The sequence below is a fragment of the Georgenia sp. SYP-B2076 genome (assembly GCF_003991205.1).
Lineage (GTDB): Bacteria > Actinomycetota > Actinomycetes > Actinomycetales > Actinomycetaceae > Georgenia.
In genome coordinates this window covers 222,669-246,207 of sequence record NZ_RXOZ01000011.1, presented here as the reverse complement: position 1 = coordinate 246,207, position 23,539 = coordinate 222,669, and the positions used below count along the sequence as shown (strand labels likewise).

At 70.7% G+C, this 23,539-nt stretch carries 20 protein-coding genes; 12 read left to right on the top strand and 8 right to left on the bottom strand.

The window, feature by feature from the left end; all coding sequences use genetic code 11:
- Nucleotides 1-145: 145 nt before the first annotated feature.
- Nucleotides 146-2,110, bottom strand: a complete 1,965-nt coding sequence (recQ, locus tag EJK16_RS05985; protein ID WP_127127314.1) for a DNA helicase RecQ — start codon at nucleotides 2,108-2,110, stop codon at nucleotides 146-148.
- 827 nt (nucleotides 2,111-2,937) lie between these two features.
- On the opposite strand from recQ, the gene EJK16_RS05980 reads away from it, so the two are divergent.
- Nucleotides 2,938-4,152: a cation:proton antiporter gene (locus tag EJK16_RS05980; protein WP_205739619.1), complete on the top strand. Its 1,215-nt coding sequence runs from the start codon at nucleotides 2,938-2,940 to the stop codon at nucleotides 4,150-4,152.
- 141 nt (nucleotides 4,153-4,293) lie between these two features.
- On the opposite strand, the gene EJK16_RS05975 is transcribed toward EJK16_RS05980, so the two are convergent.
- The 3 genes from EJK16_RS05975 to EJK16_RS05965 form a co-directional block, all read right to left on the bottom strand.
- Nucleotides 4,294-4,596, bottom strand: a complete 303-nt coding sequence (locus tag EJK16_RS05975) for an SHOCT domain-containing protein (RefSeq protein WP_127127312.1) — start codon at nucleotides 4,594-4,596, stop codon at nucleotides 4,294-4,296.
- An 82-nt stretch (nucleotides 4,597-4,678) separates the two neighbouring features.
- A complete protein-coding gene (locus tag EJK16_RS05970; RefSeq protein ID WP_127127310.1) occupies nucleotides 4,679-5,122 on the bottom strand; it encodes a DUF6325 family protein in 444 nt (147 codons plus the stop codon).
- A 183-nt stretch (nucleotides 5,123-5,305) separates the two neighbouring features.
- A complete protein-coding gene (locus EJK16_RS05965) occupies nucleotides 5,306-6,667 on the bottom strand; it encodes a hypothetical protein (RefSeq protein WP_164737211.1) in 1,362 nt (453 codons plus the stop codon).
- 429 nt (nucleotides 6,668-7,096) lie between these two features.
- Here EJK16_RS05965 and EJK16_RS05955 point away from each other — a divergent pair, with 429 nt between their 5' ends.
- Together EJK16_RS05955 and EJK16_RS05950 are read left to right on the top strand one after the other, a co-directional pair.
- The gene (locus tag EJK16_RS05955) at nucleotides 7,097-7,489 is read left to right on the top strand and encodes an SHOCT domain-containing protein (RefSeq protein WP_127127304.1); all 393 of its coding nucleotides are present in this window, start codon (nucleotides 7,097-7,099) and stop codon (nucleotides 7,487-7,489) included.
- 269 nt (nucleotides 7,490-7,758) lie between these two features.
- A complete protein-coding gene (locus EJK16_RS05950) occupies nucleotides 7,759-9,066 on the top strand; it encodes a chloride channel protein (protein WP_205739618.1) in 1,308 nt (435 codons plus the stop codon).
- Nucleotides 9,067-9,116: 50 nt separating this feature from the next.
- Here the strand turns inward: EJK16_RS05950 and EJK16_RS05945 are convergent, their stop codons facing one another.
- Complete coding sequence (locus EJK16_RS05945; protein WP_127127300.1) at nucleotides 9,117-9,665, bottom strand: potassium channel family protein; 549 nt, start codon at nucleotides 9,663-9,665, stop codon at nucleotides 9,117-9,119.
- A gap of 204 nt (nucleotides 9,666-9,869) precedes the next feature.
- On the opposite strand from EJK16_RS05945, the gene EJK16_RS05940 reads away from it, so the two are divergent.
- Nucleotides 9,870-10,097, top strand: coding sequence for a hypothetical protein (locus tag EJK16_RS05940; RefSeq protein ID WP_127127298.1), 228 nt, complete (start codon nucleotides 9,870-9,872; stop codon nucleotides 10,095-10,097).
- Nucleotides 10,098-10,207: 110 nt separating this feature from the next.
- The gene (locus tag EJK16_RS05935; RefSeq protein WP_127127296.1) at nucleotides 10,208-10,408 is read left to right on the top strand and encodes a hypothetical protein; all 201 of its coding nucleotides are present in this window, start codon (nucleotides 10,208-10,210) and stop codon (nucleotides 10,406-10,408) included.
- 68 nt (nucleotides 10,409-10,476) lie between these two features.
- Here the strand turns inward: EJK16_RS05935 and EJK16_RS05930 are convergent, their stop codons facing one another.
- Together EJK16_RS05930 and EJK16_RS05925 are read right to left on the bottom strand one after the other, a co-directional pair.
- The gene (locus tag EJK16_RS05930; protein ID WP_127127294.1) at nucleotides 10,477-10,935 is read right to left on the bottom strand and encodes a hypothetical protein; all 459 of its coding nucleotides are present in this window, start codon (nucleotides 10,933-10,935) and stop codon (nucleotides 10,477-10,479) included.
- A 59-nt stretch (nucleotides 10,936-10,994) separates the two neighbouring features.
- The gene (locus EJK16_RS05925; RefSeq protein ID WP_205739617.1) at nucleotides 10,995-13,535 is read right to left on the bottom strand and encodes a LuxR C-terminal-related transcriptional regulator; all 2,541 of its coding nucleotides are present in this window, start codon (nucleotides 13,533-13,535) and stop codon (nucleotides 10,995-10,997) included.
- Nucleotides 13,536-13,930: 395 nt separating this feature from the next.
- On the opposite strand from EJK16_RS05925, the gene EJK16_RS05920 reads away from it, so the two are divergent.
- The 7 genes from EJK16_RS05920 to EJK16_RS05890 all read left to right on the top strand — a co-directional run bounded on the left by EJK16_RS05920 (nucleotide 13,931) and on the right by EJK16_RS05890 (nucleotide 20,579).
- Nucleotides 13,931-15,214 carry a DUF2254 domain-containing protein gene (locus EJK16_RS05920; protein WP_127127290.1) on the top strand — a complete coding sequence of 428 codons (1,284 nt, stop codon included), beginning with the start codon at nucleotides 13,931-13,933 and terminating at the stop codon, nucleotides 15,212-15,214.
- A 232-nt stretch (nucleotides 15,215-15,446) separates the two neighbouring features.
- Nucleotides 15,447-15,713 carry a hypothetical protein gene (locus tag EJK16_RS05915; protein WP_127127288.1) on the top strand — a complete coding sequence of 89 codons (267 nt, stop codon included), beginning with the start codon at nucleotides 15,447-15,449 and terminating at the stop codon, nucleotides 15,711-15,713.
- A gap of 126 nt (nucleotides 15,714-15,839) precedes the next feature.
- On the top strand, nucleotides 15,840-16,256 hold the full coding sequence (locus tag EJK16_RS05910) for an SHOCT domain-containing protein (protein ID WP_127127983.1): 417 nt from the start codon (nucleotides 15,840-15,842) through the stop codon (nucleotides 16,254-16,256).
- Between the two features lie 86 nt (nucleotides 16,257-16,342).
- A complete protein-coding gene (locus EJK16_RS05905; protein WP_127127286.1) occupies nucleotides 16,343-16,795 on the top strand; it encodes a phage holin family protein in 453 nt (150 codons plus the stop codon).
- Nucleotides 16,796-17,061: 266 nt separating this feature from the next.
- On the top strand, nucleotides 17,062-17,886 hold the full coding sequence (locus EJK16_RS05900) for a class II glutamine amidotransferase (RefSeq protein WP_127127284.1): 825 nt from the start codon (nucleotides 17,062-17,064) through the stop codon (nucleotides 17,884-17,886).
- Between the two features lie 644 nt (nucleotides 17,887-18,530).
- On the top strand, nucleotides 18,531-18,686 hold the full coding sequence (locus EJK16_RS19480) for a hypothetical protein (protein ID WP_164737210.1): 156 nt from the start codon (nucleotides 18,531-18,533) through the stop codon (nucleotides 18,684-18,686).
- A 252-nt stretch (nucleotides 18,687-18,938) separates the two neighbouring features.
- Complete coding sequence (locus EJK16_RS05890; protein WP_205739616.1) at nucleotides 18,939-20,579, top strand: MFS transporter; 1,641 nt, start codon at nucleotides 18,939-18,941, stop codon at nucleotides 20,577-20,579.
- Between the two features lie 176 nt (nucleotides 20,580-20,755).
- Here the strand turns inward: EJK16_RS05890 and EJK16_RS05885 are convergent, their stop codons facing one another.
- Nucleotides 20,756-23,467, bottom strand: coding sequence for a LuxR family transcriptional regulator (locus EJK16_RS05885; RefSeq protein WP_127127280.1), 2,712 nt, complete (start codon nucleotides 23,465-23,467; stop codon nucleotides 20,756-20,758).
- Nucleotides 23,468-23,539: the final 72 nt, after the last annotated feature.

Here is a 23,539-nt window from a genome sequence, read left to right as displayed (position 1 = left end):
ACGTGGGAACGTGCGGCGAGACGGATCCCTTCCCACGCCGCCGGTACGGCGGAGCCTGGGTCTGGCCGGTCGCGCCTCCCGTTGCCTCGATCTCCAGGTCGTAGCGGGCGTGGAGGTTGCGCCAGTGGGCCCGGCGGCGCCTCGCTCAGCCGGCCGCGCCGACCACCTCGAGGATCGCGGCGCCGTAGCGCTCGAGCTTGGCGTCGCCGACGCCGGTGATGCCGCGCAGCTGCGCCGCGTTCGCGGGTCGGCTCTGGGCGATGCCGGCGAGGGTGGCGTCGTTGAAGACGACATAGGCGGGCACCCCCTGCTCCTTCGCGACCCCGGCGCGCCAGGCACGCAGCTGTTGGAACAGCTCCTGCTGCGGCTCGTCGAGCTCGGCCGGGGCGGCGCCCCTGGTCCTGGCCTTGCGGGGGGCACGGACGCGCTCGGGCTCGCGGCGCAGCCGCACCTCGCGGCTGCCGCCGAGCACCTCGCCCGCGGCCGGGGTGATGACGAGGACGCCGTACTCACCCTGGACCTCGATCAGGCCCTGCGCGAGCAGCTGCCGTACGACGCCGCGCCACTCCTGGTCACCGAGCTCGGTGCCGATGCCGTACGTGCTGAGCTCGGTGTGCCGGAACCGTACGGTCCGCTCGGTCTCGCGGCCGAGCAGGATGTCCACGAGGTGCCCCGCGCCGAACTGCTGGCCGCGCTCGCGCTGCAGCCGGACGATCGTCGAGAGGAGCTTCTGCGCGGGGACCGTGCCGTCGAAGGCCTCGGGCGGGGTGAGGCAGGTGTCGCAGTTGCCGCACGGCTTGCTCTGCTGGCCGAAGTAGGCGAGCAGCTGCTGCCGGCGGCACCGCACCGTCTCGCACAGGGCGAGCATCGCGTCGAGGTGGAGCGACTGCACGCGCTTGCGCTGCCGGTCCCCCTCGCCGTCGGCGATCATCCGCCGCTGCTGGACGACGTCTTGCAGCCCGTAGGCGAGCCACGCCGTCGACTGCAGGCCGTCACGGCCCGCGCGTCCGGTCTCCTGGTAGTAGCCCTCGATGCTCTTCGGCAGGTCGAGGTGGGCGACGAAGCGGACGTCGGGCTTGTCGATCCCCATGCCGAAGGCGATGGTGGCCACGATGACGACGCCGTCCTCGCGCAGGAACCGGGCCTGGTTGCGCGAGCGCGTCTCACCCGGCAGGCCCGCGTGGTACGGCAGCGCGGTGACGCCCTTGCCGGTGAGCCACTCGGCGGTGCGCTCGACGGAGGCGCGGCTGAGGCAGTAGACGATGCCGGCCTCGCCGGGGTGCTCGCTCTCGATGATCTGCAGGAGCTGGCCCTTGGCGTCCTGTTTGGGCGCGATGCGGTACTGGATGTTGGGCCGGTCGAAGCTGGAGACGAAGACACGCGCGTCGCCGAGGTCGAGGTTGCGGACGATCTCCTCGCGGGTCTCCTCGGTGGCCGTCGCGGTGAGCGCGATGCGTGGGACGGCGGGCCAGCGCTCGTGCAGCATTGACAGCCTGAGGTAGTCGGGCCGGAAGTCGTGACCCCACTGGGCCACGCAGTGGGCCTCGTCGATGGCGAACAGGGCGATGCCGGCCCGGTCGAGCAGGTCGGCCGCCGCGGGCAGCCGTTCGGGGGCGAGGTAGAGCAGGTCGAGCTCGCCCTCGAGGAGTCGCCGCTCGACACCGCGACGCTCGTCGGCCGACTGGGTCGAGTTGAGGAACGCGGCTCGCACGCCAAGCTGCTCCAATGCGTCGACCTGGTCGTGCATGAGGGCGATGAGGGGGCTGATGACGACGCCGGTGCCCTCCCGGACCAGGGAGGGGATCTGGTAGCACAGGCTCTTGCCGCCACCGGTTGGCATGAGGACCAGGGCGTCGTCGCCGCGGGCGACGGTCTCGATGATCTCGGCCTGCTCGCCCCGGAACGCGTCGAAGCCCCACACGCTGGTGAGCGCCTCGAGGGCTGAGGAGGCGGACGCGCGGGCAGCCGTGACGGCCCGGATGGGTGCGGCGGCGCCAGGGCCGGCGGCCAGGGCCTCGACGAGGTCGCCATCGTGCTGGTCCCACTCGTCCCACGCGTCCGGCGGTGGTTCGTCCCAGTCGGGTGGCGGGGCGGTCCAGGTGTCAGGCACCGTCCCAGCCTACGTGGGAGCGGGCGCCGCCCCTTGGCCGGCCTGTGTGTCGGTGACTCCCGCGTCGCGCACGCGACCTGACGCAGATAGTGCCCCCGGCAGACTCGAACCCGCGACCGACGAACTATGAGGGGATTCAGGGATTTGTGTTCACGCTGGTCAAGAAGGAGCCTTACCGTCTGACCAGCGAAAAGACTCCCGGACGACTCTCGTCCCCTTACGGCACGTCGCTAGAATCTTGCGGACGCATTGCGGACTTTGGCGGCGATCGTCCTGATGCGGGACGCCGCCTGCCGGACCGACCGCCGGCGGTCGGGGCCACGCTCACCCCCGCCCGCAGGAGGCGCCACCCTGACCCGGCGACGATGATCGACGCACGGCGCGGTCATACCCGCCCGGAGAGCCGGAAGGAACCAGCAAGGCGGTCGCCACATGGAAGGTCGTTGTCGCCGGCCTCCGGGGTTTACTCGGAGTGGCTCAGGATCGGTCAGATCAACGGTCAGACCGCACGGCGGCTGACTGTCTGCTCCGTGTCCGATACGTCGGGCGGGCCGCTCAGGGCCACCCCACCGCGGCGTACCGCCTGCCCCGGTGGCCATCTGGAGGTTCTCTTGCTCCTGGCCGGCTCGCGGCACAACAATCCCGCGTCGCCGTAGTCCGTGGTGTCCGCATGGGACCACCTCGTCTGACTTCGATGGCGCCGTTCCGCGGGACGGGCCGCCGGCGGTCGGGGCCACGCTCACCCCGCCCGCAGGAGGCGCCACCGTGACCTGCCCACGATGATCGGCACACGGAGCGGTCGCACCGTCGCCAAGGGAGTTGTGCCGATGGACCTGTCCACATTGCTCCTGGTGCCGACCATCGCGGTCTGCGCCCCGGTGTCTGCCGCACTGCTCAGCAGATTCGCCAAGATCCCGCTGGTGGTCTTCGAGATCGTCCTCGGCCTCGTGCTGGGCCCAGCAGTCCTGGGCTGGGTCGGCACCAGCGAGTTCATCGACATCCTGGCCGAATTCGGCCTCGCCATGCTGTTCTTCATGGCCGGCAGCGAGATCGACTTCCAGCTCATCAAGGGTCGGCCGATCAAGCGCGCGAGCGTGGGCTTCTTGCTGTCGCTGGCGATCGGCACCACCGCCGGCCTCATCCTGGCTCCGACCGCGGCCGCCGGGGTGTTCGTCGGCATCGCCCTGGCCAACACGGCCCTGGGCACGATCATGCCGGTGCTGCGGGACGCCGGTGAGATGCGCACCCCCTTCGGCACCGCCGTGACCGCCGTCGGTGCGGCGGGCGAGTTCGGGCCGTTGATCGCCATCTCGCTCTTCCTGTCCGGGCGCACCCCGGGACGGGCCACCGTCGTGCTGCTCGCGTTCACCGTCATCGCCGCAGCAGGTATGTATGCAGCCAGCCGGGGCGAGCACCGCGGCATGCACCGGCTGATCTCCACCACCCTGCACACCAGCGGCCAGTTCGCCATCCGGCTGGTGATCCTCGTGCTCGCCCTGCTGGTCGGACTCAGCATCTGGCTCGGGCTGGACATGCTGATCGGGGCATTCGCGGCGGGCATACTGTTCCGGCTGCTGCTGGCCGGTGCCCTGCCGGAAGACGCGCACCGCGTCGAAAGCAAGATCGAAGCCGTGGCCTTCGGGTTCCTGGTTCCGGTCTTCTTCATCTACACCGGGATCACCTTTGACCTGCGGGCCCTGCTCGACGACACCCGCGCACTGGTCCTGCTGCCCGTCTTCCTCGTGCTCCTACTCGTGGTGCGCGGCCTGCCGAACCTCATCGCGGCGCCCCCGGGGGCGACCGCGGCGGACAGGCGGGCCCTCGTGCTGTTCGGTGCCACCGCGCTGCCCATCATCGTGGCGATCACCGACATCGGCGCCGACCATGGCGTCCTGCAGCAGGCGACGGCTGCCTCGATGGTCGGCGCGGGCATGCTGTCGGTCCTGCTGTACCCGCTCCTGGCCCTGGGCCAGCGTCGCAGATCGGCCACCGCCTCGGCAGAGCCACGGCCCGACGACGAGGACGTCCCGGAGGAGGCGTGACCGAGGGGCAACAGTGAGGACGGACGCGGGGGCCCACCAAGCCGGTACTCGGCCCTCGCGACTTCACACACGCCAAGCCCAGGTCGACCCCGATCGCGTTCACGCACGAACATGGTCGGCACGATCGGAAGAGAGATTCTCTCAGGAGCTGAGGATCCTGCGCTTTTGCACCTCAAGCTCTGCGTCGGTGAGTATGCCTTGCTCCTTCAGCGCCGCGAGCTCCTTGAGCTGGGCCAGCTTGGCGTCCATGTCCTGGGCCGGGGGCTCGAACTGCGGCGGTGCGTATGCCGGCTGAGTCGGGACGTAGGCCTCCTGCGGGGCCGCCCACTGTGCGTCCTGCGCGGCCCACCGGCCAGCCTGTCGCCGCGAGACGCGGTTCGACACCGATGTCGCCGTACCCGCCACGACGGCGGTCCGTGCGATTCCTCTGAGCAAACCAGACATTTTCTTCCCTTGTCTTCGTCAGGCGACATCTTCGTCAGGCGACATCTTCGTCAGGTGACATCTTCGTCAGGTGACATCTTCGTCAGGTGGCCGACTCGGCGGCGTCGAGGGCCGCGAGCAGTGCCTGCACCGGGATGCGGCCGCTCGCCACGAGCTCCCCGCCGGCTCGCCGCAGCGCCGAGGCGAACGGGCCCGCCCAGACGTTCTCGTAGACCAAGATGCCGGCAACGCTTCCCGGCTCGAGGACGTCCCGTATCGCCTCGAGGTCGTCCTCATCCACCAGGCCCGATGAGGCACCTTCGAAGACCGAAAGGTCGTACCCGTCGCTCGTGACCAGCTCGCTCAGTGTGAGCGGGACAACCGATCCGTCCGGATCCTTCCGGAGGAACATCAGGTCGAGGATGTGGATCAGGCCCCTGTCGACGAGGTCGACCAGCAACGGGAAGGCCTCACCGGTCATCCGGTCGCCCCGGAACTCCACCACCAGGTAGTCGATAGGCCCAGTCTGGTCGAGGTCGTCGGTCATCGTGCGCTCCTTCCGTGGGTCTGTCCGGGGAGCGGTCTGACGCCCAGGCGCCCTCGCCGTCTCCGCTTTGACGATGCACGGTGTCCGCGGCCGACCGCCTCATCCTGCACGGACGAAAGGGGGCTGAGCCGGGTCCTCGGAGCCACATTGGTGGAGGGGCTCGCCACCATCGGCTGGCGCCCGTCACGTTCGTGGTGGAGCTGGGACCGTTTCGAGCGGGGCCGCGGCCGGGGCTGCGAGCACCTCGAGGACCACGAGGAGCAGGGCAGCCACGCCGGCGACCACGATCACATCGGCCGGGGTGGGGCGGTCCCAGAACAGGATGACCAGGGCGGCGAGCACCAGCACGACGATCCGGATCATGGTGCGGTAGGTCCCCAGCCGCGCGCCCAGGCGCGGCCCGGCCAGACCGCCCGGGGCCCCGGACAGCTCCCGCACCCGGGTCAACCCTCGCGAGAGGCCCCGCCGGACGCCGACGGCCGCGGCGGAGGGGCCGGTCAGGTACGCCACGGCCGCGACGACGACCCCGACCACGAAGGTCGCGCGCAGCCCCGTTCGCAGGAACCGCACCAGCGTGTCGTACAGTCTGGCCGCCGGCTCCCGGGCCAGGAGGTCCGGCGGCACCGCGTTGAGATAGCCCGTGCGGGCGAGCGCGAGCACGGCGCCCAGGACCAGCATCGACGCCGCGATGCCGATGCCCGCGCCGACGAGGGCACGCCGCCGGTTCCGGGCGAGCAGGACGCCACCGGCGAGGACGAGGACGGTCACGTAGGGCAGCACCGCCCCAGCGGTGTTGAGCAGGCCGAAGGCGGTCTGGGCGGCGGGCAGGTTGGGCAGGGTGAAGAGCACGAATGACCGATGGATGGTCGGGATTCGCTCGGCGACCGTGACGCCACGTTCGACGAGCCGTTCCTTCACGAGCTCGACGAACGGCGCGATGTCGATGCTCACCTGTCCGTCGACGACCGAGACCCCCTCCCGGGTGTCCCCGGTCAGGACGGCCACCAGCTGCCGGTGGACGATGGCATTGGCCTGCGCCCAGGTCACCGCGAACTGGTCCGAGCCCACGACGGTGTTCACCTGCGTGCGCACGAAGCCCTGGACCCCGCTGACGATCGGGACGGCGAGGCCCTCGATCCGTTGCTGCATCTCGGGCGGAAGATCGGTGCGTCCCGCGAGCGACGACAGCGCGGCAGTGGTGGTCTCCTCGATCCCGAGGGCGTCGAACACCGCGTTCGTCACGGCAGCCGACAGGGCTCGCTGCACGGCCGGGTCCTCGATCAACGGCGCGACCGTCTTGACGTACGCGTCGGTGTCCGTCACCTGGGTGTCCAGCCACGTGGTGACCACCGAGAATGGGGCCAGGACGCAGCCGAGCACAATGACGAGGGTGGCGCCGACGGTCCGCAGGCGGCGCCCGCGCCCGGGTGAGCGCGCCGCGCCGTGCCCGCCCGCCGCAGGCCGCGCGCGCAGCGCGGCGACCTCCGCCCGCAGGCGCTCGAGCTCGGCGCGCTCGCCCGCACTCAGTGGGACGGTGTGAGACATGGTCCCTCAGCTCCTCGCGATCACGCGCTCGCCGGCACCGGGTGGTGATGGCCGGAGCACACCCAGGCGCCGCGGAACCAGTCGATCAGCGGGCGCCGGCTCCAGCGATGATTCCCCCGCACCGAGCACACGAAATCACCCGGTACAGGTGAATCCGGCCGCAACCGGCACCTGAGGGCGCCGGTCACCCCGCTGCAGACCGCCGCCGGGTTACGTGCGCTCAGGGATATGCGGGACCGAGCCACCGGGAGCCCCACCTCGGCCCGTTCCGGCTGAAGGTGTCCGGCAAGCAACCTGTGACCCTCATCCGTTTGCGCGGGGAGCCAGGGTCAGGCGGATCACCCCGCGCGGACGAGGACGCGTACCGGTCAGGGCGCGCAATATCGAGTGGAACGCACTGACGGCACGATCATGATCGGGGAAGCTCCCATGGAGAACTATCCGCTGCTCGGACTGTTCTTGACGATGCTGTGGTTCTTCCTTTTCTTCGCCTGGATCAGCCTGCTCGTCTCCATCTTCCGTGACATCTTCCGGAGCTCTGACCTCTCGGGCTGGGGGAAGGCAGGTTGGATACTTCTCGTCGTGATCCTGCCTTTGCTCGGGGTGCTCATCTATGTCATCGCGCGCGGGGGGCAGATGCAGCTTCGTGAGCACGAGGATGCCGTCGAGCGCGAGAAGGCGGTTGCCAGCTACATCAGGTCCGTCGCGCCTGCATCGACCCCCTCGACGGCGGACGAGCTCGTCAAGCTCGGGCGCCTGCGCGACACCGGCGTCCTCACGGCCGCGGAGTTCGAGCTGCAGAAGTCCGCCCTGCTTGCCTGAGGGCACACCGTTACACGTTCCTGCGCCCACCGATTCACAGCGTGGCGCCAGGCTCTCTCCGCTCCGGGCTGCGCGGGCCGCAAGGCAGGCCCGCCGCGGCAGGCGCCCCAGGAGCTCCGGGGCCATGACCGAGGATGACGGCCGCCACTCTGTACACGCGGAGGTCCCATGCCCTCACATCTGATGCATGCCGGCGGCGGCGGGTGATCCGGCCCGCCTCGACGGCGGCCGAGTCACCGACACAGCCGCCCGCCGGGCTGGATCTGTCGGTGCCGCACTCACGCAGGTACATCAAGCTGCTGCTGCTGAGCGCTGCGCTGGGTGTGCCCATCTCCGCCGTCGCGTACGGCTACCTGCAGCTGGTCCACGGACTGCAGCACTGGGTCTACGACGACCTCCCGGAAGTCCTCGGCCTCGGGACCGCGCCGCCATGGTGGCCGGTGCCACCGCTGGTCCTGGCGGGGCTGCTCGTCGGGCTCTGCGTGCGGTACCTGCCCGGGCATGGCGGTCACCCCCCGGTGGAGGGCATCCATTCGGGGCCGCCGCCGGCGCCCCGGGAGATCCTCGGCATCGCGCTCGCCGCCCTGGCCAGCCTCGGGCTCGGGGCCGTCGTCGGCCCGGAGGCCCCCCTCATCGCCCTCGGTGCCGGACTGGCGGCCTGGGCGCTGCGGCTCCTCCGGCGAGGCGCAGACGCGCAGGCGGTGGCGATGGTGGGTGCGGCGGGCAGCTTCGCCGCGATCAGCCTGCTGCTCGGCTCGCCGCTGCTCGGCGCCTTCCTGCTCATGGAGGCCTCTGCCCTGGGCGGCGCGATGCTGGGCCTCGTGCTCGTGCCCGGCCTGCTCGCCGCCGGCATCGGGGCACTGGTCATCATCGGGCTCGGCTCGCTGACCGGCCTGGGCACCGCGTCGCTCGCCATCCCGGGCCTGCCCGGGCTCGTCCGTCCAGACGTCGCCCAGTTCGCCTGGGCGATCGGCATCGGGCTGACAGCCCCGTTCGTCGGGACGGCGATCCTGCGCCTCGGCCGTGCCCTCCACGCCCGGGTCGCGCCTCGTCCGGTGCTGGCCACCCCGCTGGTAGGGCTGGTGGTCGCCGGGCTGGCGATCACCTACGCCGCCCTGTCGGGGCGGAGCCCGACGGACGTGCTGTTCTCCGGCGAGGCCGCGCTGGGTCCGCTCCTCCTCCGCGCCGCCGACTACTCCGTCGGGACGCTCGTGCTGCTCATGCTCTGCAAGGGCCTGGCATACGCACTGTCGCTGAGCGCCTTCCGGGGCGGGCCGGTCTTCCCGGCGATGTACCTCGGCGCCGCCGGAGGCGTCGCTCTCTCGCACCTGCCCGGGCTGCCGTCGGTGGCTGGCGCCGCGATGGGGATCGGCGCCATGTGCGTCGTCATGCTCCGGCTGCCTCTCGTCTCGGTGCTGCTGGCAACCCTGTTGCTGTCCTCGGGCTTGACCCTGATGCCGCTGGTCATCGTCGCCGTGGTCGTCGCGCATGTCCTCACGGCGTACCTGACCCAGGCGACGCCGGCGTCCGTGTCCGCTCCGCCGACACGCCCGCCTGCCGTCCCCGCCGCTTCCTGACCCGCGGCGAGCACTGCCATGCGGCGCATCGCCGATGCGTGACTCGCCGGTCAAGGCAACGGGGGCCGGCCCCGGTCCGCACTGCGGTACGCCGCCGACTGCGCTGCGCCGACGAGGACGCGAGCGACCAGCCCGACAAAGATGAGGTTTCCAGTCATCTGAACGATGACCGCCACGCGGGCCGCCTCGGTGACCGCGGCGATGTCGCCGAAGCCGACGGTCGCGAAGACTGTGAGGGCGAAATACAGCGCGTCGGTGCGGCCCAGCGCCTCGGTGAAGGCGGACGGGTCGTGACTCGACATGGCGGCGAAGACCGCCGCGAACAGCAGGATGAAGAACGGCAACATGGTGGCGACCGCCTCGATCGCCCGCAACAACGGGTAGGGCGAGGCCATGACCACGCGGACCTGCCGCAGGAGCATCGCGCCCAGGGCCAGGAGACCCACGCCGAAGGCGACGAGGATGACGCTCGACGGGCGGTCCAGGGGTAGCAGGTAGTACACGACGAGCATGACTACGGAGCTAAGGACCGGACGCGCCAGCGCCTGGAAGAGAAGCCGCCGGCGGCGCTTGGGCGGCAGTTCCTCGTAGGTGAGCATCGCCTTCTCCTCGCCCCCACCATCATCTCGGTTTGCGCGGCGGCTGGCGCGGCTCGGCCAGTTCCAGGCCTCCGGCCGGAGCGTCTCATCCCTTTCGGGTGAGGCCCTACGAGCGGGGCACGGCACACCCTGGACCGAAACGCCCTGCACCCGGCCTTCAGCCAGGCACCAGACCCAGGGCCGGTCAGCGCTTGGGAGCACACGATGACCACGTACGAGATCCACCTCATCGGCAACCTGCCGCCGTCGCTGGCGGCCCGGCTCGACTCCATGACGGTCCTCCAGGCGCCTGCCCAGACCGTGCTGGTCACGACTCCTCTCGACCAGGCGGATCTGCACAACCTTCTGGGCCGCCTGACCGATCTCGGCATCGAGCTCATGGAACTGCGTCGGGCGGCCGACGGCCGCACTGGCGCCGGGCCGGGACGATGAGCGAGCGTCCGAGGTCCGGCTGCCGTGCGTATGACGTACGGGTAGGCGGGCAGCTCGGCCCCGTCATGATGTGCGCAGTACGGCACGATGTTGCGACGTGGCTGCCCGACATGACCGTCGTGGTGGCCGACACCGACGGAGGACGGGACCTCGTGGAAATCCTCACGCTCCTCCTGTCGACCGGCCTGGAGGTCGACAGCGTCACCGTGCTGCCCGCGTCGCCGTCCCCGGAGAAGGCGCCGTCCCGCACGACGCCCGTCAACCGCCACGTCGTCACCGACAACGCAGGCGCCCACGGATGGTATGTCTAGGACTGCCGATCCCCGCGTGCCGCTGCCCCACCCCCACGCTCGCAGTCTGTCCCGCACTCCCGGCGCTCTCAGCTCGTCTTCAACGCCCGGCCGTGCACGCAGAGCGCGTAGATGACGAACACGTCCACCGCGATCATGATCATGGACCAGAACGGGTAGGCGGCGATGAAGGCGAAGTTCAGCAGCGCGCTCACCACGGCGAGAATCACGCCCACGACCCGCGCCCACGTCTGCCCGGCGAACACGCCGACGCCGGCGATGATGATGACTACCCCGCCGATCAGGTGCACCCAGCCCCAGGTGCTGAAATCGATCTGGACGGCCAGGCCGCTTGCACCGACGAGGTAGTAGTCGGCGCTGAAGAGGGCGATGAGACCCTGGATCGCGTGGAACATGCCCACGACCCACATCATCGTTCCGGCGAACATGAGCCAGCCGACCCAGCCGCCCGCGTCCTCGTCGCGCGTCCCCATGCCCGCACCCGAGGCAGCGGCGTCGTAACCGTGCGCCGACGTGGTGTCTGTCATCACAGCTCCTTGTGCTAGGACCGACACCCCAGGATCCGGGGACCGGAGGCACCGCTGCCTCATCCCGAAGGGGTGAGACCCCTGTCGGCGTCCTCAGCTGTGAGGAGGTTGAGCTCCCGGGCGAGCCGGACGGCCTGGTTGCGCCGCGAGACGGCGAACTTGCGGAGAATGTTGCGCACGTGGGTGCGCACGGTGTTGACCGAGACGAACATCGCGCCGGCAATCTCCTCGGTGTCCTCCAGCGCGGCGAGGTGCTCGAGCACCTCCTGCTCCTTCGGCGTCAGGGGCTCGAGCAGCCGGGCGGAGAGGGGCGACGAGCTCATCGCCTCCCCGGCGCGGTGGCCTCGCGATGGGGCGTGCGCGTACCCCCTCTGTCCCCTCGCGCCGAGCCAGCGATGTCGCGCGAGCAGGTCGCCGTCCAGACGCATCAGACGGCGCACCTCCGCCGGGGCCTCCCGGAACGGACGCCTGAGGTGCTCCGGCGCCGCAAGCAACAGCGCGCGTTCCACAGCGCGGCGCGCCAGCTCCTCCTCCCCGAGCGTCAGGTGGCTGTGCGAGTCGAGCAGCAAGCTGTTCACCCGCACGGCGAGGGGCGTCGCCGTACCGGTGACCGTCGGTGTGGCCGTGTCGGCGCCGAGGGCCAGGGAGGCTCGACTTCGAAGGAGAGCCACCGCGGGGTTCGCCGTGTCGGCAAGCTCCTCGATGACGCTGACGGCACGGGTAGCGCGGCCGCCGACGAGGTCGAGCGTCGCCTGCTCCAGGCGCAGCTCGTCCTGCATCCAGGCCGGGAGGGCGGGCACAGCAGCGCGGGCCCCGTCGAGGACCTCGAGGGCACCGACGAGGTCGCCGTGGGCATGGCGCACGCGCGAGGTCACGAGCGCGAGCATCGTCGCCGCGAGCGGGTCGTTGCCGCCGCCCTGGGACGCCGCGGCCGCGCGCATCGTGTGCCGACTGGCGCCGGCGAGGTCATAGGTCTCCATGCCCACCCACGCCAGTGCGATCTCGGCGGTCTCGTTGGGCTCGGCGTGGAGGTTGGCGGACTGGTGCAGCGCAACCGTCTGCGCCGCGAGATCTGTCGCCCTGCGCAGCTGGCACCGCAACGCGGCGATGAGCGCCAGATGGCCCAGGCAGCTGCCGACGGGCGCCTCCCGGCCAGGCGCGTAGCCGGCGTGGACTCCTTGGGTGAAGGCGTGGGCCGCGAGGTCAAGGCTGCCGCGGAGCAGCTGCGCCGCGCCGTCACCGCTGTGGATGAGCGCCGGTAGTTCGGGGTGGGCGCGCAAGCGCTCGCGAGGCGCGCTATCGAGCAGCTGTGCTGCGGCTCGTGCAGCCTGCAGCGCCCTCTCGGCGTCGGAGGACGCACTGGCCTGCGCGAGCGTCAGGCACTCCGCCGCCAGCTCCGCCTCAGTCCAACCGTCTCGCGCCCCGGCGAGAAGCTCACGAGCCTGCGCCACCTCGTTGAGGCACCGCTCGTCGTCGGCGGCGGTCAGAGCCAGGGCGGCTCTCACAAGTGCGGGGGCCACCCCCTCGACGTCGGCCGGCAGGGCTGCCAGGGTGTCGCGGAGAACCGGCGGCTGCTGGACGAGCACCTGGCCGAGCGCGAGGTTGTCGATCACGTGCCAGGCGGCGTCGTCCCAGGCCCCCGCAGCGGCGTCGTGCCTGACGGCGTCCTCGACCATGTCGTGACCCGCCAACCACGTGGCCGCGGCCCGGTGCAGCGGCGCGAGCCTGGCGGGCGACTCATACGCCAGCTGTGCCCGCAGCAGCTCCCGGAACAGCGCATGGTAACGGAACCAACCGGGGCGCTCTGCCAGCTCCTCGATCAGCACGTTCCCCTTCGCGAGCAGGGCCACGTCGCGCTCCGCTCGCGGGCCCGCGAGCGCCTCGACCAGACCCGGTCGGAGCACATCGGCGATGCTGGTGTCCAGCAGCAGCTGCCGTGCCTCGGGGGACTGACTGTCGAGGAGCTCGGCGATCAGGTACTCCGCGACCGCGCCCGTGTCGCCCCTGAGATCGTGGACGGCCTGCTCCGGTTCGGCGCGCGTAGCCAGCGCGAGGGCCGCCAGGCGGAGCCCGGCCGCCCACCCCTGCGTCCGGGCCGTGACGGCGTCCGCCGCGACCGGGGACAGGTCGAGGCCGGCGGCGGCCAAGAGGACGCGGGCCTCATCCGGGGTGAACGCAAGGTCGGCCGTTCGGATCTCTGTCAGGGTGCCCGCGAGCCGGTATCTGTGGAGGGGAAGCAGGGGGTCGGCCCGCGTGAGAAGGACGAGGCGCAGGCGCTCGTGGGAGCGTCGGAGCAGATGGTCGAGGCCGGCGGCGACGTCGGCGGGCAGCGGCGCGTCGCAGTCCAGCACCAGCACGACCGGGTGCGGCCTGACTGCGAGCGTCGTGGCGAGCGCGTCCGGGAGTGGTTCGTTCCCCTCGTTCACGCCGTCCGGCAGGCGCACCTGGGCGCCGCCGAGCTCGAGGGCCCCGACCAGCCGGGGCCACAGCGGCGCTGCCATGTCGCCGTCGTCCAGCGAGAGCCACCGAACGTCCTCCGGATGCCGCCGTGCCCAGGAGGAGGTGAGAACCGTCTTGCCGGTGCCGGCTGGGGCGCTCACGAGCGTCAGAGGGCCGGTCACCCCGGCCTCCAGGCGCTCTCTCAGGCGCGGGCGGTCGACGGTGCCGCGGGGCAGGGCCGGGAGGCAAAGCGTGGAGTCGGTGCCGGGCCCCAGTGCGGCGGCGCCACCGACGCGTCCGGTAGGTCTCTCGCTGACCTCGGGTGCCATGGTGGAGCCGTCCTCTCAGGGCTCTCCGCCACTCGGGCGAAGCGCCGGGGTCCGGGGAGCGGCGTCCGGCCGTGCGATCGAGGGGCCTCCCCACACGGCGATCCAGGACGGGACCGGGACCAACGGTAGGCGTGCGAGGGCGCGCCCACAAGGATCCCCCACGACGCCGGACCTCACCCGTACGGGATGAGGCAAGCGGCAGTCGGGGAACGTACCTTTCACGGACCATGTCCGCACCGTGGGGCTGGCGGGCCCGGTTCCGCGCGAGGGCGTACTTCAGGGACAGCCTGTGGGTGCTGCCCCTGGCCTGCACCGTCCTTGGCGCCGTGCTCGGAGTGGCCTCGGCACGTCTCGACGCAGCCGTCGAGACGCCGGTGGGACTGCAGTACACGCCCGGGACAGCGACGACGGTCCTGACCACGATCGCCGGCGCGATGGTGGGCCTGCTCGGGCTCGTGGTCACGATCGGCGTCCTCGTCGTGCAGCAGGCGACGAATGCGCTGTCCCCACGTTTCATGCGGCTGTGGTACCGCCAGCGACTCCAGAAGGTGGTGCTCGGCACCTTCGCGGGCACCTTCACCTTTGCCTTCACCAACCTCCGGCGGGTGGAGGACGACTCCGTCCCCGATCTGGGCGTCACGGCGGCCGGCCTTCTGTGCGCCGCCAGCCTCGTGCTGCTCCTGATCTACCTGAACAACTTCATCCAGCACCTCAGGCCCGTAGCGGTCGCCGCGCTCGTCGCGGCGGCGGGTGAGCAGGCACTCGCGGCCGCCCGTCGGTCGCCGTCCCTCCGCCCGGCCGAGGATGTCACCCTCCCGGTCGGCGAGCCGGTCCTACGCATCCGGGCGAGCAGGTCGGGGGCGATCCAGGCCCTCAACCCTCGGGGCCTGCTCGCGGTGGCACGCCGCTACGAATGCACCGTGGTCTTGATCCACGGCATCGGGAACTTCGTACCCGCGGGTGCGACGGTGGTCGAGGTCCACGGTCCCGGCGTCCCCAACGCCGAAGACGTGGAGCGTTGCCTCGTTCAGGGCGTGGAGCGGACAGTCGAGCAGGATCCGGCATTCGCGCTGCGCATCCTCGTCGATATCGCGATCAGGGCGCTCTCCCCCGCCGTCAACGATCCCACCACCGCCGTGCAGGTTCTCGACTACATCGAGTCATTCCTGCAGTCCACCGCCGTGGTGCCGCTTCCCGGCGCGTACGCCCTGACCGACGACGACGGCGCACACCGGGTCGTCATCCCGGGACGACGATGGGACCAGTACCTCGAGCTCGCCCTGACGGAGGTCCGGCAGTTCGGCGCGATGGACGTCCAGGTATGCCGTCGCCTCGCCGCACTGCTGGACCAGCTCCTCGAGAGCGTCCCGGACGAGCGACGCCCCGCCGTACAACGTGAGCGAGTCGAGCTGGCCGCCTCTGTGGCCAGATCCTTCCCCGACCCGACGAGCCGCGCCCTGGCCTGCCAGAGCGACCGGCAGGGCATCGGCGGCGCCGACCGCCTTCAGTAGGCCGTCACGGCGGATGATGACTGCCGCGCGGTCGCACAGCCGTGGAACGGTTGGTCCCGGTGCTCTGCCACCGTTCAGCAGCTGCGTGGTCATCCGGGCCGGATGACGCGTCCAACTGACGCGGGACCGAGGCTCGGTCCATGCGAGCAGCAGCCACCCGTGATCGGAGCCCCGCGTGCCGGCCCGTCGGCGGCTCGTGGACTGGGCACGCCAGCCGTGACCGAGGAGCGTCATGATCCCCGCCGGGGGTTCCACCGGTACCTCCGGGGCGGCTGCCGTCTACGAGATCCGGGTCGCGGGCCTCGTTCCCGACGACGCCCTCGAGGACCTCGGCGCCATGAGTGTCGAGCCGGCACCGGTCTCGACGGTGCTGTTACGCCCGATCATCGATCAGTCGGACCTCCTCGGAGTCCTCGCCCGGCTGCGCACGCTCGGCCTCGAGGTCATCGAGGTGCGCCGGGTGCGCCGACGGCCCGAGCCCGGCCCCCAGGAGCGATGACTGGAAAATCACCCGGCACGGAGGAGGTAGGGACAGCCAGGGCGGTGCCACTGTCGTCGTGTGATACCAGAGGCGTGAGCGAACGCCCCGAGGCCCACCGTCGACGCAAGGAAAAGCGTGCTTCTCATGACCTTCTGGGCATCGTTCTGGGACATCATCTGGTGGTTCCTCTGGGCGTTCGCGTTTGTCACCTACCTCTTCGCGGTGTTGGCGATCATCGTGGACCTCTTCCGCGACCGGAGCGTCAGCGGCTGGGTCAAGGCCGTCTGGCTGACCTTCATGGTCTTCGTCCCGCTGCTGACCGCGCTGGTCTACCTCGTTGCGCGCGGCGAGGGGATGGCCGATCGCAGCTACCGCGCGTCGAGGGCGGCACGCGAGGAGACGGAGGCCTACATGCGCGCCGTCCCCGGCAACAGCCCGAGCGAGGACATCGCCAAAGCGAAGGTGTTGCTCGACCAGGGAGTCGTCACGCAGGAGGAGTACGAACACCTCAAGGCGGAGGCCCTCGGGCGTGTGCGGCCGTCCGCGCACCCTGTGCACTGACGTGACCGGGACTCTCATGAAGGATGCCTGACGGCGAAGCCGGCTGGCGCAGCAAAGCATCGGGCGCTCGGCGAGAGGAGACCACCATGATCCGCATCATCATCCGCGCCCTGATCTTCCTGGCGTCCGCGGCGCTGGGGATCCTGGCCGCGACCTGGTTGCTCGAGGGTGACTTCACGGTCAGTCCCGCGGGCTTCGTCGTGGCCGTCATCGTGTTCGCTGTCGCGCAAGGCGTCCTCTCCCCGTTCATCGCCAAGATGACGGCGAGGTATGCGCCAGCATTCCTCGGTGGCATCGGCCTGATCTCGACGTTTGTCGCACTGCTCCTCGCCTCACTCGTCCCTGCTGGGCTGGCTGTCTCCGGCGTGAAGGCGTGGGTTCTAGGAACACTCGTCGTCTGGTTGGTGACGGCGCTAGGGACGCTCCTGCTCCCGCTGGTCTTCCTGCGCGAGAAGACGGAAAAGGCCGGGAAAGCGCACAAAGCTGACAAAGCATCGAACAGAACGGGAGCGCGAGACGGCCAGGCCCCTGAGGCGTGAGGCGTGGGGCCACGCGTGCCTGTGGCTTTCCCGTGACCACGTTCGACGTCGCCCTGCTCGGATGTCGCCGCCTCGACAATGAGACGCAGTTTGGGTTCGCGTGCATGCGTCTGACAGGCCCCAGTTGCTGTGTCGCGGGGAACGCGGCAGGCGTATGCGCATGGCGGTCTCCGGGTGCGGCGACGACGGACCCGCCCGCCCGCTCATCCTCGCCGGACGATGCTGCGGCCGGCGGCCGATGCTTGTGTCATCACATGTGCAGATGGATGGCGTACTCGGGTGACCCGGTCCTCGCGGAGGAGCTGCTCTTCAAGCCCGAGCACTCCCTCATCGACCAGAGCCTGAACTCACGGCTCGGGGCAACGACCACAAACGGCGACGGATTCGGCATCGGCTGGTACGGCGAGGGCGAGGAGCCATCGGTCTTCAAGGGCACCGATCCCGCCTGGAACGACCGCAACCTGCGCGAGGTCACGCGTCAGATCCGTACTCCGATGTTCTTCGCCCACATCCGCGCATCGACCGGCACTGCGGTGCAGCGCAGCAACTGCCACCCCTTCCGGCACGGGCACTGGCTGTGGATGCACAACGGTCTGGTGGAGGGCTTCCAGCACCTCAAGCGCGACCTTGTGGTGGCTGTGGACCCCTCGCTGTACCCGGACATCGAGGGCTCGACGGACTCGGAGGTGCTCTTCTTCCTGGCGATCACCTTCGGGCTGAAGGACGACCCAGTCTCGGCAGTCGAGCGCGCGGTCAGGCTCGTCGAGGACGTTGCCGCCCGCCACGGCGTGGCAAACCCAGTGCAGATGACCGTGGCGACGACCGACGGCCAGGCGATGTGGGCCTTCCGGTACTCGAGCGTGGGCCGGTCACGGTCGCTGTACTTCTCCACCAAGGTCTCCAAGCTGCTCGAGCTCCACCCGGACGTGGAGGTCCTGCATCGCCTGGGTGCCGAGACGCGGTTTGTCGTCTCGGAGCCGCTGCGCGATCTCAGCGGGGCGTGGAACGAGGTACCGGAGTCCTCCTGCGGGATGGTCCGGCCGGGCGAAGCCGAGATCCGACCATTTCGGCCCATGGCCCTCACCGCCTAGCTCGCGAGGCGAGCATTTCCCAGCACCGCCCCGGCGCTCCCGGTCCTGCACCTAGCCCCTCAGACTTCGCCGTGACGCCAGACACCCACTTCGCCGCGACCTGCAAGACGGTACGGCCGTTCGCGGCGTGACCCGCCGAGGATGCTGTCGGCGAGAGTCGAGAAGTGGGCCGGCACCGCGTCGAGTAGACCCTTGCGTTCCTGGGTGATGAGGCGCGCACGTAAGACGTGGGCCACTTCCAGGCCTGGCCTGAGCTGCGGAAACAACGAACAAGGTGAGGACGGGTTGTCCCGCCGCTCCCCCGCAGGCGCCGGTCCGCAGATTTGCGTACCACAGTCCGGACAACATCTGTCCCGAATCAGTCGCTAAGGTCGTGACCTGCACAAACGGTGCCCCCGGCAGGACTTGAACCCGCGACCGACGAATGATGAGGGGATTCAGGGATTTGTGTTCACGCTGGTCAAGAAGGAGGCTTACGGCCTGACCAGCGAAAAGACTCCAGAACCACTCTCGTCCCCTACGGCACGTGTCCGATGTTTTGCGGACTCAGCGCGGACTCCCCACACCCGACGCCCCCAGGCAGCTACACAACGCCACACCCCCGCGAGGACCTCTTCACTCCCAGCTGAAGTCGGCCATCGGCCGTGTCCTCCGACGTGCCGATCGGGGGCACCTCGACGTCGTCGCGGGTAAGGATCTCCCGGCCGACGGCGAGCTGGAAGGAGCTGAGCTCCGTCCCCTCGTACCCCGGCGGGGACGTCCGCGACCACGAGCAGCGGGCCGTTCTGGCCGACGCGTGAACAGGCGCAGCGAGTCCCAGCGAGTCCTCCAGACGTGCCCGATCTCGGGGCTTGCGTCCGGCAGCAGGAACCGGGCACCGCCCTGGGTCAGGTGGTAGCCGACGGCGAGCCCGGCCTGACCGGCGCCGATGACGACGACGTCGAGAGCGGAACTTGGGGCCGTTGAGCGAGACGTGATTGGACCGGGCATCGCAACCGACTCCACGACCGTAGGAGGCCGACTGCTGCTGTCTCGTCGGCGAAATCACCGGGATGTGCGGCCGGCGCGACCCCACCGGCCCGAGACTGACCAGCTCCGAATCACTGAGAATGGCCGGACTCACGGGGAAGAACGGGGCTGGGAGCGGCGGATTCTGGCAGTTCTACCGGCGCGGCCGCCGCAGCCGGACCGCGAGAGTCGACGGCGTCGGCCAGCCAGGCCGCGACTCGATCGCCGAAGGAGTTCTCATGTCTCACGACACCAGCACGGCGGCCGCACCGGCCGCCGTCCAGCACGACGCGGAGCCGGAGGTTCGGCGCCCGTGGACGATTCTCGGCGTGATGCTGATGGCCCAGTTCATGGTCATTCTCGACGTCAGCGTCGTGAACGTCGCCCTGCCCAGCATCGGCAAGGCCCTCGACTTCACCAGTGCCGACTACCAGTGGACCGTGAGCGCGTACGTGCTGCTCAGCGGTGGCCTGCTGCTGTTCGGCGGCCGACTCTCGGACCTGCTCGACCGACGCGCCAAGTTCCTCATCGGGCTCAGCCTGTTCGCCACCGCATCCCTGGTCAGCGCGATGGCATCCTCGGCGACGATGATGGTCGTCTCCCGCGGCGCTCAGGGGGCCGGCGCCGCGCTTCTGACCCCGGCCGCAATGTCAATCATCATGACCGCCTACTCCGGGCGTCAGCGCGCCACCGCGCTCGCGGTCTGGGGAACCATCAGCAGCATGGGCATCGCCGCCGGTGTGCTGTTCGGCGGCATCCTCACCACCGCTCTTGGCTGGCAGGCCGTCTTCTTCATCAACGTGCCGATCGGTGTCGTCGCCGCAACGCTCGCGGTCCGTACCGTCGCCTCGGGGCAGCGCACCGGCGACCTACGACGCCTCGACCTGCCGGGCGCGCTCACTGCCGTCACCGGCCTCCTTGCGCTGGTCTTCGCCATCGAGGGCACCCGGTCCGAGGGCTGGGCGTCACCGCAGACGCTTGGTGCGTTCGGCGTCGCTGTCGTGTTCCTCGGTGCGTTCGCGGCGATCGAGCATCGTGTCCCCGCTGCATTGGTGCCGCCGGCCACCTGGCGCATCCGGTCCCTGCTCTCGGCTTCTACCGTGATGGCTGTCATCACCGGGGGCGTCGTCGGCGCCATCTTCCTCAGTTCGTTGTTCCTGCAGACGGTGCTCGGCAGTTCCGCGATCGTGACCGGGTTGCAGTTCCTGCCGCTGGCCGCAGCCATCACCGTGGGCGCCACCCTCGCCTCGAAACTGCTCGGACGGGTGACCCCCAAGGTGATGATGGTGCTCGGCCTGCTCGTGGTCGCCGCGGGTGCCGCGATGCTCGCCGGCATGGACTCGGACCCCGGCTACGCGGCCGACGTGCTTCCCGGCTTCCTGGTGATCGGGTTCGGAGTCGGCCCGATGTTTGTGGCCATCTCTGTGGCAGCCATGGCGGGCATCCCGCACGAGCAGTCGGGCCTGGCCTCGGGGCTGATGATGACCGGACATGAGGTTGGCGCGGCCCTGGGTGTCGCCACTCTGACCGCGATCGCCGGCGACCTGACCACCCGAGCCGGGCTGGTCGACGCCTATCCGCGGGTCTTCACCGTGGTGGCTGTGGCGATGGTGGCTCTGGCCGTGTTCGCTGCCGTCGCGGTGCCGCGTCAGCGCGCCTTCGACAGCCACGAGCCGGTGCCCTGAACCTGTGGTTGGTTCGGCCGGGAAGGCGCCGCCCAGGCCTTGCGGTCCTTCTCGGCCAATCCATGTTCCCCGGACCGGCGCCGCCCCTGAGCAGCACCGGTTCAGGCTGGATCGGGGGTGATTCGAGATCTCCGGTGCCCGACGCTCAGGCACGTACCGGAGGGGCCCGGTCGGAGTCATTTCAGTCGAACGTTTGCCAGCTCGGCGCGCGAGGTCACGCCTAGCTTGGCGAAGACGTTGCGCAGGTGGAAGTCGACCGTGCGGGGGCTGACGAACAGCTGCGCCGCGACCTCCCGCGTCGGGAGGCCATGGGCAACAAGGCCGGCCACCTGGAGCTCCGTCGGCGTCAGCCGTGGTGCCGTGGCGTCCTCTGTCTTTCGACGCTGGGCGCGCTCACCAGAGGCTCGCAGCTCCTGCGCTGCGCGTTCCACCCATCGTCGTGCACCGACGTCCTCGAAGGTCTTCAGTGCGGTGCGCAGGTGGGGGCGCGCGTCGACGCGGCGCCGTTCGCGCCGCAGCCACTCCCCGTACGCCAGGTGGGTGCGCGCGGCGTCGACCCGCCGCGGGGAGTGTGCGTGCAGCTCGAGCGCCCGGGTCAGGTGCACGCCGACGTCCTTGCCCTCGGCGAGTGTGGCCATTCCGTGCTCGGCGACCGCAGCCGCCCATGCTGAGCCGGTGCCCTCGGCAAAGTGGGCGATCTCACGCAGCCAGCGCTCGGCGAGGTCACGGCGACCCGCGAGGACGGCGGTCTCGATGCGGTCCACGACGATCATCCGCTCGGCGAACCCGTGCGTCATCTGTTCGTAGTGGTGCAGGGCGGCGGCGGGCGAGTCGGTGAGGAGGGCACGGACCCACAGGAGCTGATCCTTGACCGACGCCGACGTGGTGCCCATGAGGCCCGTGGCTCCGGTGCGCTCGAGCGCAGCGAGGTGCGCCGACGCGTCGCCATCGCCGCGCATCGCCGAGACGAGCGTCAGCCATGCGCGGGGCATCGCGGCCAGGCCGGGCCGCCCGGTGGCTTCGGCGAGTCTCAAGGACTCCTGCGCGCCGGCGGCGAGCTGGTCCCACCGTCCAAGAACGGTGTCGACCCCACCGCGACGCGTGAGCGCGTACAGGACCAGGATGAGCGCTCCAGCCTCGCGGGCGTTCACGAGCAGGCGTTCGTGTAGGCGCAGGGCGACGTCGTCGAGGCCGACGTGCATGGCCGCCAGCGCGAGGTTCGCCAGAAGGCCGTCCAGGCCCGGGTCGGCGTCGTCGGCGTGTGACTCCGCGCTCCGGACAGCAACCACCGCGTCCGCCCACTCGTGCCGGGCGATGTGGACGAAGCTGCGCAGGACCTGCTCGACGCAGCGGTCTCTCGCAGTGGTCGGCTCTCCCGCCAGCGGCAGAAGGTCGGTACTCGCCTCGAGCGGCACGGCAGCGGCGAGGGAGGCGGCGAACATCGCCATCTCCCGGGCCCGGCCGGGGTCGTGCGGCGCGACTGCGGCCGCCTCCTGCAGCAGCCGGCGGTGTGCGATCAGCGCCGAGCCGGTGTTCCACTCGATACGCGCGCGGAGCAGGGCGGCGTCCGCGCGCAGGACCGGGTCGTCCGTGGACAGCAGCGCCGCATCGGCGAGGGTGGCCGCCCGGTCCGGTCGGCCCGCGGTCCACGCCTCCGCTGCGGCCTTGTGCAGGCGCCGGGCGCGCCGGGCCGGGTCCGCGGTGAGTTCCGCGGCCCGTTCCCACGCCGCCGCTGCGGCCTCGTGGCCGCCCACGGCCGCGGAGCGCCGCGCCGATGCCTCCAGCTCGCCCACGACCTTCTCGTCGGGGTGATCGGTCGCCGCGGCCAGGTGCCACGCCCGGCGGTCGGCGGCGGCCGTACCGCGCAATGCCTGCGCCAGGGCGGCGTGCACCCGCCGCCGCTGGGGAGTCGTCGCCCCGCCGTAGACGGCCGAGCGGACCAGCGGGTGACGCAGCTCGACCTGGCCGCCGTGACGGGTGAGCAAGCCGGAACGCTCCGCGGCATCGAGTGCCGCGTCACCGGAGCCGAGCTCGCGGGCGGCCTCTTCTACGGTCGCCAGGTCACCGGCGTCGTCGGCCGCGGCGAGGAGCACGACGACTTGTGCGGCCGCGTCCAGGCCGTGGTAACGGTCAAGGAACGCCGACTCGACCCCGCCGGTCAGGGGCAGAACGGCGGGCAGCGGCGAGCGGCCAAGCAGGACGTCGCGGTGCAGAGCGCCGGCCAGCTCTGCCAGGGCAAGCGGGTTGCCGCCTGTCCGGGCGTGGAGTCCCTCGGCAACGCCCTGCGGAACCTCCGCCCCGGCAGCATCGGTCAGCAGCAGACGCGTCGCGGCCGGGCCCAGGCTGCCGATCGACAAGGTGCGCAGGTCGGGGTCGACGGGCGCGTCGTCACGGACAGCAAGCAGGACGGCGAGATGTTCGCCCTCGGTACGCCGGGCGACGAACAGCAGCGCTTCCCGCGAGGCGTCGTCGAGCCAGTGTCCATCGTCGATCGCGACAAGCGTCGGAGTAGCCGCTGCCGCCTCGGACAGCAGCGTGAGCACGGCGAGGTAGACGAGGAACCTGTCCACCCTGCCGCCGTCGGTGTCGTCAGCCTGTCCCAGGGCGGCCCTCAGGGTGGCCGCCTGCCGTGCCGGCAGTGTGTCCACTCCGCTCATCAGCGGGCGCAGCAGGCGGTGCAGGGCCGCGAACGCCAGCGGCGACTCGGACTCGACTCCGCGCACACGTAGCACACGCATGGGCTGCGCTGCGGCCACGGCGTCGGCTAGCAGAACGGACTTCCCGGCGCCGGGCTCACCGGTCAGCACCAGGGCACCGCCGTCCCCGCGGCGCGCCGCCTCCAGCACCGATCTCACGGTGGCGCGCTCCGCATCCCGGCCGACGATCACGGCGGACAGCCTATGGCTCCCGCGCCCCGACCGGGCGCGTTCATCAGCACCGACGCCGAAGTGCTTGGTGGA

Bases quoted from the DNA above. Each gene is read 5' to 3' on its own strand.
- EJK16_RS05980 (WP_205739619.1), top strand. From the start codon at position 2,938: ATGGACCTGTCCACATTGCTCCTGGTGCCGACCATCGCGGTCTGCGCC.
- EJK16_RS05975 (WP_127127312.1), bottom strand. From the start codon at position 4,596: ATGTCTGGTTTGCTCAGAGGAATCGCACGGACCGCCGTCGTGGCGGGT.
- EJK16_RS05970 (WP_127127310.1), bottom strand. From the start codon at position 5,122: ATGACCGACGACCTCGACCAGACTGGGCCTATCGACTACCTGGTGGTG.
- EJK16_RS05965 (WP_164737211.1), bottom strand. From the start codon at position 6,667: ATGTCTCACACCGTCCCACTGAGTGCGGGCGAGCGCGCCGAGCTCGAG.
- EJK16_RS05955 (WP_127127304.1), top strand. From the start codon at position 7,097: ATGGAGAACTATCCGCTGCTCGGACTGTTCTTGACGATGCTGTGGTTC.
- EJK16_RS05945 (WP_127127300.1), bottom strand. From the start codon at position 9,665: ATGCTCACCTACGAGGAACTGCCGCCCAAGCGCCGCCGGCGGCTTCTC.
- EJK16_RS05940 (WP_127127298.1), top strand. From the start codon at position 9,870: ATGACCACGTACGAGATCCACCTCATCGGCAACCTGCCGCCGTCGCTG.
- EJK16_RS05935 (WP_127127296.1), top strand. From the start codon at position 10,208: ATGACCGTCGTGGTGGCCGACACCGACGGAGGACGGGACCTCGTGGAA.
- EJK16_RS05930 (WP_127127294.1), bottom strand. From the start codon at position 10,935: ATGACAGACACCACGTCGGCGCACGGTTACGACGCCGCTGCCTCGGGT.
- EJK16_RS05920 (WP_127127290.1), top strand. From the start codon at position 13,931: ATGTCCGCACCGTGGGGCTGGCGGGCCCGGTTCCGCGCGAGGGCGTAC.
- EJK16_RS05915 (WP_127127288.1), top strand. From the start codon at position 15,447: ATGATCCCCGCCGGGGGTTCCACCGGTACCTCCGGGGCGGCTGCCGTC.
- EJK16_RS05910 (WP_127127983.1), top strand. From the start codon at position 15,840: ATGACCTTCTGGGCATCGTTCTGGGACATCATCTGGTGGTTCCTCTGG.
- EJK16_RS05905 (WP_127127286.1), top strand. From the start codon at position 16,343: ATGATCCGCATCATCATCCGCGCCCTGATCTTCCTGGCGTCCGCGGCG.
- EJK16_RS05900 (WP_127127284.1), top strand. From the start codon at position 17,062: ATGGCGTACTCGGGTGACCCGGTCCTCGCGGAGGAGCTGCTCTTCAAG.
- EJK16_RS05890 (WP_205739616.1), top strand. From the start codon at position 18,939: ATGTGCGGCCGGCGCGACCCCACCGGCCCGAGACTGACCAGCTCCGAA.